Annotated in this window: 14 protein-coding genes; 6 read left to right on the top strand and 8 right to left on the bottom strand. The window is 64.7% G+C overall.

The window, feature by feature from the left end:
* The first annotated feature begins 504 nt into the window (after nucleotides 1-504).
* Nucleotides 505-1,407 carry a helix-turn-helix domain-containing protein gene (locus OHA42_RS33885; RefSeq protein ID WP_406231994.1) on the top strand — a complete coding sequence of 301 codons (903 nt, stop codon included), beginning with the start codon at nucleotides 505-507 and terminating at the stop codon, nucleotides 1,405-1,407.
* Here the strand turns inward: OHA42_RS33885 and OHA42_RS33880 are convergent.
* Nucleotides 1,340-2,475, bottom strand: a protein-coding gene (locus OHA42_RS33880) for an IS3 family transposase (RefSeq protein ID WP_406231992.1) whose coding sequence is annotated in 2 segments (ribosomal slippage) — nucleotides 1,340-2,211 and nucleotides 2,211-2,475 — 1,137 coding nt in all. Because the reading frame shifts where the segments join, the coding sequence is not laid out codon by codon here. The two genes, OHA42_RS33885 and OHA42_RS33880, sit on opposite strands and share 68 nt — an antisense overlap.
* 112 nt (nucleotides 2,476-2,587) lie before the next feature.
* On the opposite strand from OHA42_RS33880, the gene OHA42_RS33875 reads away from it, so the two are divergent.
* Both OHA42_RS33875 and OHA42_RS33870 read left to right on the top strand, forming a co-directional pair.
* Entirely contained in the window at nucleotides 2,588-2,794 is a 207-nt protein-coding gene (locus tag OHA42_RS33875) for a DUF397 domain-containing protein (protein WP_406231990.1), read from the top strand.
* A 233-nt stretch (nucleotides 2,795-3,027) separates the two neighbouring features.
* The gene (locus OHA42_RS33870; RefSeq protein ID WP_406231988.1) at nucleotides 3,028-3,234 is read left to right on the top strand and encodes a DUF397 domain-containing protein; all 207 of its coding nucleotides are present in this window, start codon (nucleotides 3,028-3,030) and stop codon (nucleotides 3,232-3,234) included.
* A 58-nt stretch (nucleotides 3,235-3,292) separates the two neighbouring features.
* On the opposite strand, the gene OHA42_RS33865 is transcribed toward OHA42_RS33870, so the two are convergent.
* The 5 genes from OHA42_RS33865 to OHA42_RS33845 form a co-directional block, all read right to left on the bottom strand.
* A complete protein-coding gene (locus tag OHA42_RS33865) occupies nucleotides 3,293-4,351 on the bottom strand; it encodes a GNAT family N-acetyltransferase (RefSeq protein WP_406231986.1) in 1,059 nt (352 codons plus the stop codon).
* 26 nt (nucleotides 4,352-4,377) lie between these two features.
* A complete protein-coding gene (locus tag OHA42_RS33860; protein ID WP_406231984.1) occupies nucleotides 4,378-4,752 on the bottom strand; it encodes a hypothetical protein in 375 nt (124 codons plus the stop codon).
* Between the two features lie 269 nt (nucleotides 4,753-5,021).
* Nucleotides 5,022-5,429 (bottom strand): SgcJ/EcaC family oxidoreductase, encoded by a 408-nt coding sequence (locus tag OHA42_RS33855; protein WP_406231983.1) that lies wholly within the window; start codon nucleotides 5,427-5,429, stop codon nucleotides 5,022-5,024.
* A gap of 274 nt (nucleotides 5,430-5,703) precedes the next feature.
* On the bottom strand, nucleotides 5,704-7,158 hold the full coding sequence (locus tag OHA42_RS33850; protein WP_406239794.1) for an AIM24 family protein: 1,455 nt from the start codon (nucleotides 7,156-7,158) through the stop codon (nucleotides 5,704-5,706).
* 156 nt (nucleotides 7,159-7,314) lie between these two features.
* Nucleotides 7,315-8,124, bottom strand: coding sequence for an SAM-dependent methyltransferase (locus OHA42_RS33845; protein WP_406231981.1), 810 nt, complete (start codon nucleotides 8,122-8,124; stop codon nucleotides 7,315-7,317).
* A 96-nt stretch (nucleotides 8,125-8,220) separates the two neighbouring features.
* Here OHA42_RS33845 and OHA42_RS33840 point away from each other — a divergent pair, with 96 nt between their 5' ends.
* Both OHA42_RS33840 and OHA42_RS33835 read left to right on the top strand, forming a co-directional pair.
* Entirely contained in the window at nucleotides 8,221-9,399 is a 1,179-nt protein-coding gene (locus OHA42_RS33840) for a cytochrome P450 (RefSeq protein WP_406231979.1), read from the top strand.
* A gap of 209 nt (nucleotides 9,400-9,608) precedes the next feature.
* Nucleotides 9,609-11,174 (top strand): hypothetical protein, encoded by a 1,566-nt coding sequence (locus tag OHA42_RS33835; RefSeq protein ID WP_406231977.1) that lies wholly within the window; start codon nucleotides 9,609-9,611, stop codon nucleotides 11,172-11,174.
* Nucleotides 11,175-11,728: 554 nt separating this feature from the next.
* Here the strand turns inward: OHA42_RS33835 and OHA42_RS33830 are convergent.
* Entirely contained in the window at nucleotides 11,729-12,283 is a 555-nt protein-coding gene (locus OHA42_RS33830; RefSeq protein WP_406231976.1) for a hypothetical protein, read from the bottom strand.
* Nucleotides 12,284-12,564: 281 nt separating this feature from the next.
* On the opposite strand from OHA42_RS33830, the gene OHA42_RS33825 reads away from it, so the two are divergent.
* Nucleotides 12,565-13,068, top strand: coding sequence for a hypothetical protein (locus tag OHA42_RS33825; RefSeq protein ID WP_406231974.1), 504 nt, complete (start codon nucleotides 12,565-12,567; stop codon nucleotides 13,066-13,068).
* Nucleotides 13,069-13,152: 84 nt separating this feature from the next.
* Here OHA42_RS33825 and OHA42_RS33820 read toward each other — a convergent pair whose 3' ends face one another.
* On the bottom strand, nucleotides 13,153-14,082 hold the full coding sequence (locus OHA42_RS33820) for an SMP-30/gluconolactonase/LRE family protein (protein WP_406231972.1): 930 nt from the start codon (nucleotides 14,080-14,082) through the stop codon (nucleotides 13,153-13,155).
* Between the last annotated feature and the right edge of the window lie 57 nt (nucleotides 14,083-14,139).

The following is a 14,139-nucleotide window of genomic DNA, read 5'->3' as shown; positions in this document are numbered from 1 at the left end:
GCTTTGGCGCCCACGTAGGCGACACATGGACCGATGAGCGGGTTTCGTTGGGGGAGCTCGTTGTTCGGCATCTGCCGACCTCCGGGGCATCGACTGCGGCTGTAGGTGCGACCGGCCTAGGCTGATATCCGCCTGCTTGCCGAAGTGCGAGAGGGGGTCCTGAGCGATGAAGGGAAGTAACCTCTCTACCGGGCGCAAGAGCCATAACAACACGGTTCGGATCATCCAGCGCTCATGCATGGATGATCCAAAGAAATAGGTGTGTTTTCCCAGTGGATCATCCAGTTGCGCAAGACAATGACATCCACGAGAGTCTCGATATGTCGTCCACAGCACCGAAGACCCGTCATCCACGGAACCGGCCAAATGCCATCCACAAGAGCGAGGAGCAACGCGATGCGAAAGCCACTAGGCAGACCTAGGCAGTCAGCTAGTGGACGGAAGCCGTCCGAGGCAGCTACCAAGTCCTCTCAGGGCCCCACGCCCGGCGTACCACATAGGCAGTTGGGCCGCTATCTGCGCGATATGCGGGTCAGCTCTGGGATGTCGATCCTCAACGCCGCGAAGGCAATCGGTCGAGGCGCTGGAACACTACAGCGCCTGGAGACCGGAGAAACCAACCAGATTCATGATGATGACCTGCGCGCCTTGTGCGAGCTCTATGAGCGTTCCGACATGCTCGCTCTACTGAAAGCCCTTGCTTTGCAAGGGAAGGAACCGAACTGGTGGCATGAGTACGACGACGTGATTCCAGCACCGTTCAACCTCTACGTATCGTTAGAGGCGGCAGCCGAAGCACTTACGATCTATCGACCTGACCTCGTCTCGGGATTGTTCCAAATCTCGGACTATGCAATAGCTCTGGACCGCGTGTACTTCGCGCGGGATTCCGCCGAGGAACTGGACCGACGTGTCCGAGTGAGGCGGGAACGGCAGAACCTCATAACGCGTCGCGTTGCCCCAGTCGCGGTCGACCTGGTGATCGACGAGGCCGTACTGCATCGCATGGTCGGTGGCTCGAAGGTCATGGCCGCCCAACTGCGCCAGCTGGCAGACATGCCGCCCAACGTTGCTGTGAGAGTGCTACCGTCCGCTCGCGGCCTCCCGTTGGGGATCTCGACCGGCCCGTTCACCGTGTTGGACTTCGGTTTGGACGGCAAGGGGAAGCCGCTGGAGCCATCCGTGGTGTACGTCGAAAGCTACACAGGCGACATGTACCTGGAGAAGGCGGAAAGCATGCGCCGATACCGTGAAGCGCACGAGACCATCCAGCGGGTAGCGTTGGACTCGGCAGAGAGCAAACACCTGCTTGACTGGGCCCCGATGGCAGGTCCACCGGCTATGCGAGTTGTAGCTGTTGCCGGAACTCGGTCGGTGACCATTGCTGACGGAACGCTTCAGGGCTGAGGAAGCCCAATGATCCGTGTGGCCGGTAACCGTTGTACTCGACGCGCCAGTCCTCGGCAAGGACCCGCACCTCGGTCAACGAATGAAACACCTCGCAGGACAGGAATTCGTCGCGGAAACGGCCGTTGAACGACTCGCAGACCCCGTTCTGCCACGGCGATCCAGGATCGATGAACGACGCGTCGACACCGGTGAACCGGCACCAGTCCCGCATCGCGTGAGCGGTCATCTCGGTGCCGTTGTCCATACGGATATGAGCCGGTCTTCGCCCGGTGACCGCAACGATCTCGTCGAGCACACCGACCAGCTGATCGGACGTGCACGATCGGAATGCCCTGGTGGCCAAGGCTTCCCGCGTGAACTCGTCGACAATGTTGAGAAACCGGACCTGGCGGCCGTCGACAGTCACATCGACCTGGAAGTCCAACGCCCACATCTGATCCGGGAACGACGCCCGCATCCGCTGGTTGCGGCCGGTCCCGATGCGACGTTTCTTGCGCACCCGGCTCGGTCGTTTCAATCCCTCCTCGCGCCAGAGTCGTTGCGTGCGTTTATGGTTGGCGACCAAGCCTTCGCTGCGGCACAACGCGTGGGCTTTACGCCAACCCCACCGCGGATGCTTACGCGAGATCTCACGCAATCGGGCCCGCAGTGTTCGTTCGATCTCGCCGATCGCCGGCGGTCGGCGTTGCACCGAGCGGGACTGCCCGGCCACCCGGCATGCCCGGCGTTGGGACACCCGGAATCGTTGCTGCAGAACCACTACGGCTCGGCGGCGCCGCTCCGGGCTCAGTAGTTTCCCCGGTTCAGTTCCTTGAGCATATCGATATCGAGGGCCTGCTCGGCGACCATCTTCTTCAGCCGCGCATTCTCCTTCTCCAGCTCTTTCAACCGTTTGGCATCGTCGGATTTCATGCCGCCGTATTGGGCTTGCCAGCGATGCCAGGAGGCCTCGGAAATCTCGAGGTGCTTGCACACCTCCTCGATCGAGAACTTCTCACCGATCAGCTTCTCGCCCTCACGGAGCTTGCGGATGATCTGCTCGGGGGTGTGTCGTCGTCGTGCCATGTCGTGATCTCGTCCTCCTGCACCCATTCTGGTGCATCAGAACTCTCACAACCGCTGGACCTGCTCAAAGGGCTCCAGTCATGCTCCGGCGGGTAGCGAAGGAGTACTTATCGTGAACGTAGACCTGTCCGGTGCGAAATGGTTTAAGAGCAGTCGCAGCGCGGGTGGGAAAGACTGCGTAGAGGTAGCACACCTGGACGGGGGATTGGTCGGTGTACGGGATAGTAAGAACCCGACCGGCCCCGCGTTGGTCTTCACCCCCGGCGAGTGGGACGCGTTCACGGGTGGCGTAGTTGACGGGGAGTTCGACCGCCCCTGACACCTACGAAGCCCGGTATGTCAGCATGTCTGACTCCCGGGCTTCTTTGTGCCATGAACATGATGGTTGGGGAGTGCCGGGCTGACGCATTGCCCGGACCGCACCTGCGAAACAGTCGGCAGGATGGTGGAGTGCCGAAGGCTCCGATCTGCGTGCAAAGCGATTCGCTCCGCAGCGTTGGACGAGCAGGCGACCAGGGAAATGGTATTGGATATTGCTAAGGAGTATGGCGAGTGACTACCGACCTGTCCAAGGCGGATTGGTTCAAAAGCAGCCGCAGCGGACCTAACCAGGATTGTGTCGAGGTCGCATACCTGGACGGGGGCATGGTCGGTGTACGGGACTCCAAGCACCCAACCGGCCCCGCACTCGTCTTCACATCCAGCGAGTGGGATGCCTTCACCTCACGCGTTCATGACGGCGAGTTCCACCGCCCCTGAATCCGGCGAAGCCCGGTTTTCGGGTGTCAAAAGTCGTGTTCTCCAGAATCCGTGTGCCTCATGAGACTCTCACGCCCTCCGGCCCTTGGTCGTCTTTGATCCAGAACATGCCGCGGCCCGACTCCGCTGGCGCGCGCACCTCGCGTGGTTCTACCCTGTCGAGCCGGTATCCGAGTCGACGGGGGACCGCGGCGCTACGAATGTTGGCCTCGTCGCAGTGAATTTCAACGCGGTCGATGCCAGGTAGGGCTAACGCGATTCGAGTCAGCGCGGAGGCGGAGCGGGTGATCACTCCTCGGCCGGTATGCGCGACATGGCACCAGTAGCCGATTTCCAGCGTGCGCGGGCCGACACGGTCGTGGATTCCGATCGCACCGAGGACGGCCCCCTCGACGTCGAAGATGCCGTAGTTGCAACTTCCGTCGGGGCTGGGCCAGCTCCTCGCCATCGCATCGCTCGAGGCGCGTTGCCGCTCGAGCGTCAGGGGTTCGGCGAGCCAGTCCATCCATGGATGGATGTGGTCGAAGGATGCGGTGATCGCGTCGAATCGTGGCACCAAGTCCTCGGGCTGCCAACTACGCAGCAGCAGGTCGCCCAGGTTGATCTGCTGAGGCGGCGCAATTCCTGGCGCAAGCGCGGCCGGTTGCTCGGTGTTCATCTTCGGATGTTGGCAGCTGATCCGATGTGGGGCAACGCAATAACGCCGGCAGGGCACGCTGACATGAACCGCCTGAGAGGACCCAGCTGACGGGGCCTCCATGAGACAGTCTCGAACGCTGAATAGAAGTCGTGGCGGAGTCTCGGAATTTTTGGCGGTGACGTGGCGGATCCGCCGTGATTTTGAGATTCCGCTCCCTGCACTGACCAGTTGGTGGATGTTCTTCGCCAGTTGCGATCCAGTGCAGGAGGATTCGGATTGGTGAGTGCTGCGGCGCCGAGGTCGCTGCGATCGGTTGATGCCGATGCTGTACCACTGGCATTCCGTTGCGCCGACGACGATGCCGAGGAGGTCCGGGCGTTGCCGGACGTGAGCGCCGACCAGCGCCACAACATTCCCCTGCACCGCCGACACGGCTTCGGCAGCCGCAGAACATAATTCACCGCCGAATTCGTCCACGACCTCGGCCCTGGCGCTGCGGGCGCTCAGTCGCCGTCCACGCCGGTGCTCGGGGCTGCAGTCGAATCGTCCAGGCGAACACGCACCGTGACCCGCCCGCGCTCGTCGCGATGTGCGAGCGCATGACCACGCTGGTCGCCGCCCTCGAGGTGCAGCGTGATCGGGCCGCCTTCATCGGTGAAGTTGCGCCACCAACTCTTTCGATCCGGGAGTGCAACCCCGATGACGATCGAATCGCCGGAACGGCGGTAGTTCACGGGCGTGCTGAAGGTTTTGCCCGAACGGCGGCCCACGTAACTGATCTCGACGAAGCTCTTGCGCATGAGCGACCCCACCACGGGTGCATTCGTCAAGGTCAGCATCACCGCGTTGAAGCCGTTCACGAAAGATTTCGCATTCACCGAATGCCTCCTGGTGCAGCCTGGATAGCGGTCGAGCTCACTTTACCGACCATCCATGACACCGGCACTCGGCGGCGGTTGGTGTATCCAGGCGGGACCCCGTCTCGGCCGGATTATGCTGAGCCCCAGCGCTGTTCAGCGGCATTTCGGGCCTGGCAATCTGCCGGATTCGCATGAACTTCGAGGGCTCACACCATCCCGATCGCCAGAATCCAGGCGATGCACGAGGGCAAGCGCCGCGCCCGTCCGCGGCGCACGCCCTCGCTCGATCAACTCGACAAGATCGGCGTGGTCTGCGCGGACTCGATGAGCCAGCGGCCGTCCTGTTCGACGACCACATAGGTGAGCCGTCCCGCCGACGCGGGCAGCGCGTCGGCGTCCGCCCGCTCGTCGAAGACGTTTTTGATGCAGGCCACGATCGCGACGTCGTCGCGAACGAAATGCACGTCGTCGACCTCGATCTCGGTGCGCACATGCGCGAGCGGGGAGGCCAGAGCCGCCTTCATCGCCGCGGATAGCGCGCCGATCCCGCTCACGCGCCGTCCACCGAAGTTGACAATGTTCACGGTGCTTGTGTGCAGCGGAAGGAACTGATCGGGATCGTTCTGATACTTCACCGCGTCCGCCACCAGCGTGTGAATGGCCACCGTCGCGACCGCATGGTCGAAGTTACCCATGGTGTTCGACTCCTTATCTGTCGCTTGCATGATGCCTGACGCCAGCCCGCCGAAGCTCGCGGGAGCCTGGCTGATATTCACACAATCCGTGTGTACCATGCTGGCGGCCGAGTACCCGTCACTCGCTGCCAATCCCGCGCCGGTGGGTCTCCCGGTCGCCTCTAACGCAATGAGAGCCCAATCCACCGGGCCGGCGCAGACGCAGGCGCTGGGCCCGAATCCCGTTCCGATCAAGAGAATCCGATCGCCCGGATGTCCCAGATCTGTCGCGCCGCTAACCGAACAGCCCGCCCAGCACGCCGCCGCTCTGCCCGGCCTCCTGGCCGCCGCCGGTGCCGCCGATGAATCCGCCGGGCGGCAGTTCCGAGGGTTGCACAATGACGAAGCCGCGGCCGGAAAACGACAGGGTCAGGCCCTCGCCGGTGCTGCGGCCCATGAGCCTGCCGAGGCCGAAGGAGTCGTTGCGTTTGATACCGCTCTGCAGGCTCGACGACCAAGCCACCGCGGCCTGCGGATCGGCGTAGGTCGGCTGGTCGACATTGAGCACGACCGGTGTGCCGTGGGTGGTGATGGCGATCCGGCCGCGGCCGGTGAAGACACAGTTGAACAGACCGGCATTGCTGGCGAACCCGGCGACGCCCTGGACCCTGCCGATGTTGTAGGACAACGTCGAATCAAAGGCGAGCACGTTCGCGCCGTTGATGGTGAGCCCGTCGGTGCCGTCGAGGTCGACGGTGTGCACGTCGGCGGCGGCATTGGCGAGGAACAGATCGCCGCGGCCGGTGACCTTCATCAGTGGCACGCCCTCGCCGGTGAGCCGCTGCTGGATGGCCCTGCCGATGCCGCCGGAGCCGAGCGCTTGGAAATGCAGGTCGCCCTGGTAGGCGACCATCGATCCGGCACGCGCCATGACCTCGCCGTTGACGGCGACCTTGATCATCTTGCCGCCCTGCTTCTGGATGCCGACGCCTGCGACTTCCGCATGGCTCGGGTTGAACAGATCGCTCTGCATCGGCAGCGCTCCTTGCTGAGGTGATGACATCGGTGGGGGCGGCGAGTAGGTGGGGGGCGCCTGGTGTCCGGGTGGCGCGTACCCGGGCGGCGACGAGGGCGCCGCCGCGGGCGGGTAATGCGGTGCCGCTGCTGGCGTTTGATATCCGGGCGCGGGCGGGAATTGCGGTGGCGCTGTTGGTGTCTGGTATCCGGGCGGAGCTGGGGGGGTCACGGCCTGCGGCTGGTACCCCGATCCCGCAGCAGCGGGCGGGCTCGGCGGTGCCGGATCGTCGTCGATGTTCACGCCGAACGCCGTCGCGATTCCGGCCAGCCCGTTGTCGTAGCCCTGACCGACCGCGCGCACCTTCCAGCCGCCGCCGCGCCGGTAGATCTCCACGCACACCACGGCGGTCTCGGTGCTGAGCCCGGTCATCGGGAAAGTGACAGTGCCCGAATCGGATCCGATCGTTGCCAGCAGCGAGCTCGCGCCCGCGAAAGTGGGAGGTCCACTGCCGTCGAGGCTGGCGGTGATGACCACCTTGTCGACGTCGGCGGGCAGCGCGGAGGTCTGCACATCCACCATGTCGCCGGCCCCGCGGCCGTGCCGATAGACGACACCGGGCCCGACCGGCTGGTTGAAGAACACGAAGTCACCGTCGGACCTGACCCGGCCGCTCACGTCCAGTAGTAGAGCCGAGACGTCGACAGGAGCGGAACAGGTGACGGTGACCGTCATCCGGTCGGCGGGAGCAGGCCGATTCTCGCCGCGGGCAAGCGCGGTCACGACCGACCGCCCCGGCCGTCGAAATGTCGGTTTGGCGTGCGATTCACGGCCTCAAGTGTTGCGCGAGTACGGGCTGCGCGCCACCTATCCGCCGATACGGGTCACCGATCAGGGGATACGGGCCACACCGCAGAGCATGGAGACGGCCTCGGCTCTCGGGTGCGCGCGCCAGGTTTCCGGGCGCCACGTCATTACCGAGGTGATGCCCGGTGAGACGAGCTCGTATCCGGTGAAGAAACGGGTGAATTCGGCTGTGGACCGCAATTGGAAGGGCACGCCGCTGCGCTGATTGGCCGCTTTCGTCTCGGCGAGGTCCTCGGCGGTGAGGTGGTCGCTGGTGGCGTGGGTCATCACCAGGTAGCTGCCGGAGGGGAGTGCGTCGCACAACTGCCGCACCAGGTCGTAGGGGCCTTTGTCGTCGGTGATGAAATGCATGATGGCGACCAGCATCAGCGCCACCGGTTTGTTCAGGTCCAGGACCTTGGTGAGCTCGGGGTGGGTGAGAATGCGCTCGGGGTCGCGAAGATCCGCGTCGAGGTAGGCCGTCGCGCCCTCGGGGGAGCTGTTCAACAGGGTGTTCGCGTGCATGAGCACGATCGGATCGTTGTCCACGTAGACGATCCGCGATTCGGGGGCGATGCCCTGGGCGATCTCGTGCACGTTGCCCGCGGTAGGCAGGCCGGCGCCGATATCGAGGAACTGCCGGATTCCGGCCTCGGCCAGGTATCCGACCGCGCGCCGCAGGAAATTGCGATTCTCCAGGGCGGCGAGGCGAACGGTCGGGAAGGCTTCGGCCACCGCGTCGGCCGACTCTCGATCGGCCGGGTAGTTGTCATTGCCGCCGAGCCAGTAGTCGTACCGGCGCGCCGGGTGCGGCTTGGTCACGTCGATCCTGGCCGCTGTCGATTCCGAGTCCACCACGCCCTCAATTCGTCTCGGCTACGGTCATCATGTCAGCTCGAGTTGTGCACCGGTAGCGATGGTGATGTCGCACCGCCCCCGGAAGGCTTCGTCATGCAATTGCAGTACAGCCCATACGATTTCGACGTCCACAGCGATCCATACCCTTACTACGCCAGGCTCCGTGAGCAGGCTCCCGTGTTACGTAACGACGCCGACGATTTCTGGGCGTTGTCCCGGCACGCGGACGTGCTGGCGGCGTTGCGGGACTCCGACCGCTTCTCCAGCGCCAACGGTCTGCGGATGGAGCCGGCCTTCTGGGGCCCGCAGGCAGAACGGTTCTTTTCATTTGTCGCCATGGACCCGCCCAAGCACACGCGCTTGCGCGGGCTGGTGACGCGGGCGTTCACCCAGCGTCGCGTGCAGTCGCTCGAGCCACGACTGCGGTCGATCGCGAATACGCTACTGCAACCGCTGCTCGAGCGTGGCAGCTTCGATCTGATGGCCGATTTTGCGGGCCCTTTCCCGACCGAGGTGATCTCCGAACTGGTCGGCGTGCCCGCGGCCGATCGCGACATGGTTCGCAAACTCGGCATGGAGATCATGTACACCGATGAGGAGTCCACCGACCTGCGGCCCGAGGCAATGCAGGCGATCGGCGCCCTGGTCGGCTACTACACCGAGTTGACCATCGAGCGCAGCAAGACGCGCAGCGACGATCTGCTCTCCGGACTACTCGATGCCGCCGACGGCGAAGACCGGCTCAGCCCGGAGGAAATCGTCGGCGTTCTGATCCTGTTGGTCGGAGCGGGTATCGAGACCACCATGCTGACGCTCGGCAACACCTGGCATGCCGCGGCACTGCATCCGGAACAGCGCCGGAAGGCCTTCGACGGCCGGATCGATGACTGGATCGCCGAGTCGATGCGCTACGACCCGTCATCGCAGACGCAGTTGCGCACGACCACCGAGCAGATCGAGTTGCACGGGGTGCGGATTCCGGCCGATGCACGCATGCTGCTGATCGCGGGTTCGGCCAACCGGGACCCCGAGGTCTTCGACAACCCCGACACCTTCGATCTGGACCGTGACACCAGTAGGTCGCTGGCCTTCGGCAGCGGCCGCCATCACTGCCTCGGTTCGAATCTGGCGCTGCTGGAACTGCGTGTCGCTCTGAAGGAAATTGTTGCGGCCGTGGCCGACTACGAGGTCGACACCGAGCGCCTGCGGCGCATCCACTCCTCCAACAATCGAGGCTTCGCCAGCCTGCCGACCACGGTCACGGTGCGCTGATCGTAGGCGACTGGTCGGTCGTCTATAAGAAGTTCTCGTCGTCGGCGGAACCCGCCGAACCCGCGTGTGTCGCGCGCGGCACGCCGAGTTTTTTGCAACACGGCAATTTTGCAGTTTCGCTGGCGACGGTGCATCGACTATGAATGGCATGTGCCGTTCCCATGCGTGATCACCTGTCTGCCATCGAATCTCCCCCCTCGGGAGTCGAATTGACCATCGAGCACCCCATTGAGGACGAGGTCACGCAGCTCGCGAGGCGGGTCGAGAAGGCCCGTGGTCGGCTTGCGTACCAATTCGACCCTGCGCTGACCGAGGCGCTGTCCGAGGACGAGCTGCTCGCCGAACGTCAGCTAGCCGAAAAGATTCGCGATCAGGACCGTGGTCAGCGTTGGAAGCACGTCCAGGCGGCCGCCGCCGCGGCCGACCGCGCTAGGCATACCACCGAGGCGATCGAGAAGGCCGACATCAGAGATCTATTGGTAGCTCGCAAGGCAATTGCCGCGCAGCGGCGCGAGTCGAGCCCGCATGCCAAGCTGGCGTCGCTGTACCGGCACCGGTCGTGGTCGCTGCGTGCGCTGGCCGGTGTCGTTGCGGCGGGCATGCTCTGGTCGGCTGTCAATGTCCAGCAGAACATCGCGCCGAGCGGGCCGAGCGACCCGCTGTACTGGTTCAGCTACCTGATCGAATCGATGATCAGCGTGTGTCTGATCATCATCATGATCGGTACGAACAAGGTGGCCGAGTGGGGCATCCTCGACAACCGCAGGCAGGTTGCCGCCGCCGAAATCGCTCTGCTCGCACTCACGATCACCCTCAACACCTACCCGTACGTGCGCGACGGCAAGTGGTATGACGCCGCCGTGCACGCGGTCGCGCCGGTCATGATCGGTGTCGCGCTGCTCATCCACGACGCGGCGAGCACCCGCTACGGGCACGCCATCGCACAGGCCACCGAGCAGGTTCGGGAATTGCCCGACCCAGCGGATCTGATTCGGCACCGGCTGCCGACAGTCGCCAGCTACCGCGCCAGTGCCCGAGCGGATACGCCGACGTCGGTGGCGGCATTGGCTGCTGCCGAACAGCACGATGAGCCCGAACCACGTCCGCGTGCCACCGAAGCGTTCGTTGATCAGAGCTTCGAAGTGATCATGCCCGAGGACGACGAGGTCGCGCCCTCGGCGTTCGTCATGGATATCGACACCATGGTCGATCCGGACGAACGACCTGCGTCGTCGGTGGCTACGGTCAAGACCGCGGCCCGGCGCGCACCGAGCTCTTCCGGTCGCACGGTGTCCGGAAGCTCCGACAACGATGAGTCGAGCAACGATCGGCTCACCGCGCCGATGGCCGCCAAAGAATCTGCCACCTCGTCGATCACGAAGACCCGGCCCACCGTCGCGTCGAACGGCAAGAGGCCGTCGACCGAAAAGCCCGCTGTGGCTACCAAAGTCGACAGCAAGCCTGTCGCGACGGTGAGCAGCTCCAGCACGAAGGCAAAGGCAAGCTCCGCAACGGCAGGCAAGCCGACCGTACCGGCGAGCGCCAAGACCGCTGCCAAGGCCGACGCAAAGTCGGAATCCGCGTCGACCGCCATTGTTCGGCAGACGCCGGCCGTCTCGAAGTCCGACAGCGCGGCAACCGATGCCGACTCCGATATCGCCCGCCCGCAGGAAATCTATGACACGGGCCAGTTCCGCGTCGCCGAGATCCTCGAGCAGGAGCTCGCCGAGCTGCAGGCCGAGCGGCGGCGTGCCCGTACCAGCAGGCAGCGCTGAGCGCTACGGCCAGACGTGCGCGGGCGCATGGCCCGCGGCACGAACGGCGCGTCGGTTCCGCTCAGCATCGAGTGGACGGGCCGATCGGTAATTGGCACGGCGGCTACCGTTCTCGGTGATCTCGGTGATCTCGGTGATCTCGGTGATCTCGGTGATCTCGGTGATCTCGGTGATCTCGGTGATCTCGGTGACGCGGTAGCAGAGCTGCGTCGGTATGTCGTTGCTGAGAACACGACCTGTGGCGCGCGATGGAGCTGTGCGAAGCCTCTCGAATCGGTATCGCCGGGTTACCTGGCAGATCCGGCCTTGCCGGGAGATGTTGGCGGGTGGTCGTTTCTCCGAACGCGGCGACTGACTCTCTGTGCTGCCGGTGGACCAGTTCGGCCCGCGCGGCAGTGACGAGTCCCTGACTACCGAACGCGGACAATCGAGTTCCATCCGGACCGTCGCCCGGATTCAGCTCGCCGCCGCGGCGGCCGCTGACGATCGCGATGGTGACCGCCTGGATTTCCTGGACGGCTGCCTCGGTCAGGCGCAGCGCCCCGTTCAGCCGATTACGGTGTGGCGAAGCCGATGAGGGCGCCGATGCCCGCGCCGATCGGAATCGTGACGAGGGCGCCGACGCCGCCGAGGAAGAAACCGATCACCGCGCCGATGCCGGCGCCGATGAGTGCGCCGATGCCGGCGTTGTACTGCTTGCGCGCGAGAGTGTCTGCCTCGTCGATGAATTGGGCGTTCTGCTGGGTGTCGACCTGCGCGCCGATGGGTGTCAGGGTCAGGGTGCGTCCGGCATCGCTGATCTGTGGCGTCAGACCGAACTTCGCGCCGACCGTCTGGAAGGCCAGCGGCAGTGTCACGACGACATTGCCCGCGCTGTCGGACAGGGTGACGGCCTGTGCGTCGCCGGTCAGCGCGAAGCTGCCTGCGGCAACGGTGGTGATCGCCCCGGGGCCGTCCGCGGCAGGTGCTGCCGTGTACTCGATCCCTTGCTCGATGCCGCGCACCGCGGTCTCGGTGACAGGCGCGGGTTGCGCGTTGACAGTTCCCGCGGTGAGTCCGGTAGCCCCGATCGCGAGCAGGGCGGTAGCGGCGAATGCATTGACCTTCATCGTTTTTCCCCACTTCTTGTTCCGACTGCGTCAGCCGATTCGTCCCCATCCGGCCGGATCTCGGCTGCATCCATCTTCGCCCGTACACCGTCCTCGACGGGGTTCTTTTGCGAATCTCGCCACGAGTCACCCGTGCAGGTACCGGTTCGCGCGGGGACCGTTGCGCCACTTCAGATGATCTTCATCAACGGTAACTCCGTTGTAACCGCGCGCAGCGGCCAGATCGCATCCGGCATGTGAGCATGGGCGAAAGGTCTTATCGGAGAAAGGGAATCGCCCCTGTGGGCCAATTCTGCAGAGCAGTTCTACTCGATGCCGGCCATAAACTGATCGGGTATCTGGAGCCGAGCGCGCAGTCAGTGGGTCGCGCGTGGATCGGCGACGACTTCGTCCAGGGCGTGGAACGCCTGTTGGCCATGCCGACGCGTGTGGTGTGGGCCGGGCGTCACGCCTACCCCCATATCGGCGAAACCCTATACGAAACGGTGGTTTCCGTCGCGCCACTGACCGGCCCCCGCCGCGGCTTCATCGGCCGGTACATGCTCAACCACGACCAATACCTCTACGTGGACAAAGCAACAGTCCTCGAAAACGACGACCGCTACCGCATCCACCCGCTGCCGGTCCTCACCGCCGAAACTCCCGACGACGACCGCTGCCTGCGCGGCGCGCACACCACCGGTGACCCGGCGCTGATCGGCTCCTGGGCCCGAAACCTCATCTCCACCAGCGACACCGTCCCGGCCGGCTTCGACCTCCTCAAATTCGACCTGGTCCAAGCGTGACCTGTGGCCGCGACGAGTGGCACATGGAGGAACGCTTCTCGATGGTTGCCGTAGTCAGGTGCCACTCCTCGTTGCCGACGGGCGTTATGGAGTGGCGTCGGGATCGAATCCGCCGGGGATTTCGTAGATGGCGCCGGTGAAGGTGGCGGCGAAAAGACGGCCCGCGGAGAAGCCTTCGGTGCTACGGCCGTAGGTGACGACGCTGGTCAACGGATTGCCGCTGCCGAGGATGCAGTATTGACCGGGTGCGTCGATGCGGATCACCTGAGCGGTGGTGTTGAGGGGGACGACGGGGCGATCCCGGGAGTCCAGCGTCAGCCCGTCCGGCGCGGCGAGCGCCTCGCTGCCGCCGAGATCGAGCAGCGACTGGGGTGCGCCGGGGTCGGCGGTGGGTATCCGGCTCACCCCGGGGTCGACGAAAGTGCGCCCTACATAGAGGTATTCGTCGTTGCGGCCGAGTACCGCGCCGTTGGCGCTGGGGACGCTCGCCCAGTCGGCCTGGACGACTCCGTTCGGATAGACCCGGCCGATGTGGCTGCCGAAATCGTTGGTGGTGTACACGACGCCGTCCGCGCCGACGTCCATACCGTTGGCCGCGCTGAGTCCCGCCGCGAACGGCCGCATAGCGCCGGTGTCCGGATCGAGTTGCACTATCCCCGCGTGCCGCAGGAAATCGCCGGCCACGACCCGCGCGTCGGCCCCATAGCCGACCAGCAACTTCTCATCCGCCGTCCAGGCGAGTGCGCCGGCGCCGCCACTGGGGACCGTCGCAATGGGCACCGGCTCGGCCCCCGGTGCATCGATTCGATACACCCGTCCGCTCAGCAGATCGGTTGTGTAGGCCCGGCCGTGCGCATCGACGGTCAACCCCTCCAATGCCCCCGATACGAACCCGACCTGGATCGTGGGTTGTCCCGCCCCCGCACAGACCGGGGCCGCGCTCGCCGTCGGTGCCGCAACCGCCGACACCGCGCCGAATGTCAGCGCCGCCAGGATGACTGCCGATTTGCTCATACTGCTCATTCCACACCTCCGACAGGTTCGATGTGTTCGATTCGTCCTAGAAGCCCG

The sequence above is a fragment of the Nocardia sp. NBC_01009 genome (assembly GCF_045208035.1).
GTDB lineage: Bacteria > Actinomycetota > Actinomycetes > Mycobacteriales > Mycobacteriaceae > Nocardia.
Note: the sequence above shows the minus strand (reverse complement) of the source record. Positions and strands in the feature narration are given on the sequence as shown.

What these genes read in the sequence shown, in the direction of transcription:
- OHA42_RS33855 (WP_406231983.1), bottom strand. Translation starts at nt 5,429, where the DNA reads ATGGGTAACTTCGACCATGCGGTCGCGACGGTGGCCATTCACACGCTG.
- OHA42_RS33850 (WP_406239794.1), bottom strand. Translation starts at nt 7,158, where the DNA reads ATGACGGTCACCGTCACCTGTTCCGCTCCTGTCGACGTCTCGGCTCTA.
- OHA42_RS33840 (WP_406231979.1), top strand. Translation starts at nt 8,221, where the DNA reads ATGCAATTGCAGTACAGCCCATACGATTTCGACGTCCACAGCGATCCA.
- OHA42_RS33830 (WP_406231976.1), bottom strand. Translation starts at nt 12,283, where the DNA reads ATGAAGGTCAATGCATTCGCCGCTACCGCCCTGCTCGCGATCGGGGCT.
- OHA42_RS33820 (WP_406231972.1), bottom strand. Translation starts at nt 14,082, where the DNA reads ATGAGCAAATCGGCAGTCATCCTGGCGGCGCTGACATTCGGCGCGGTG.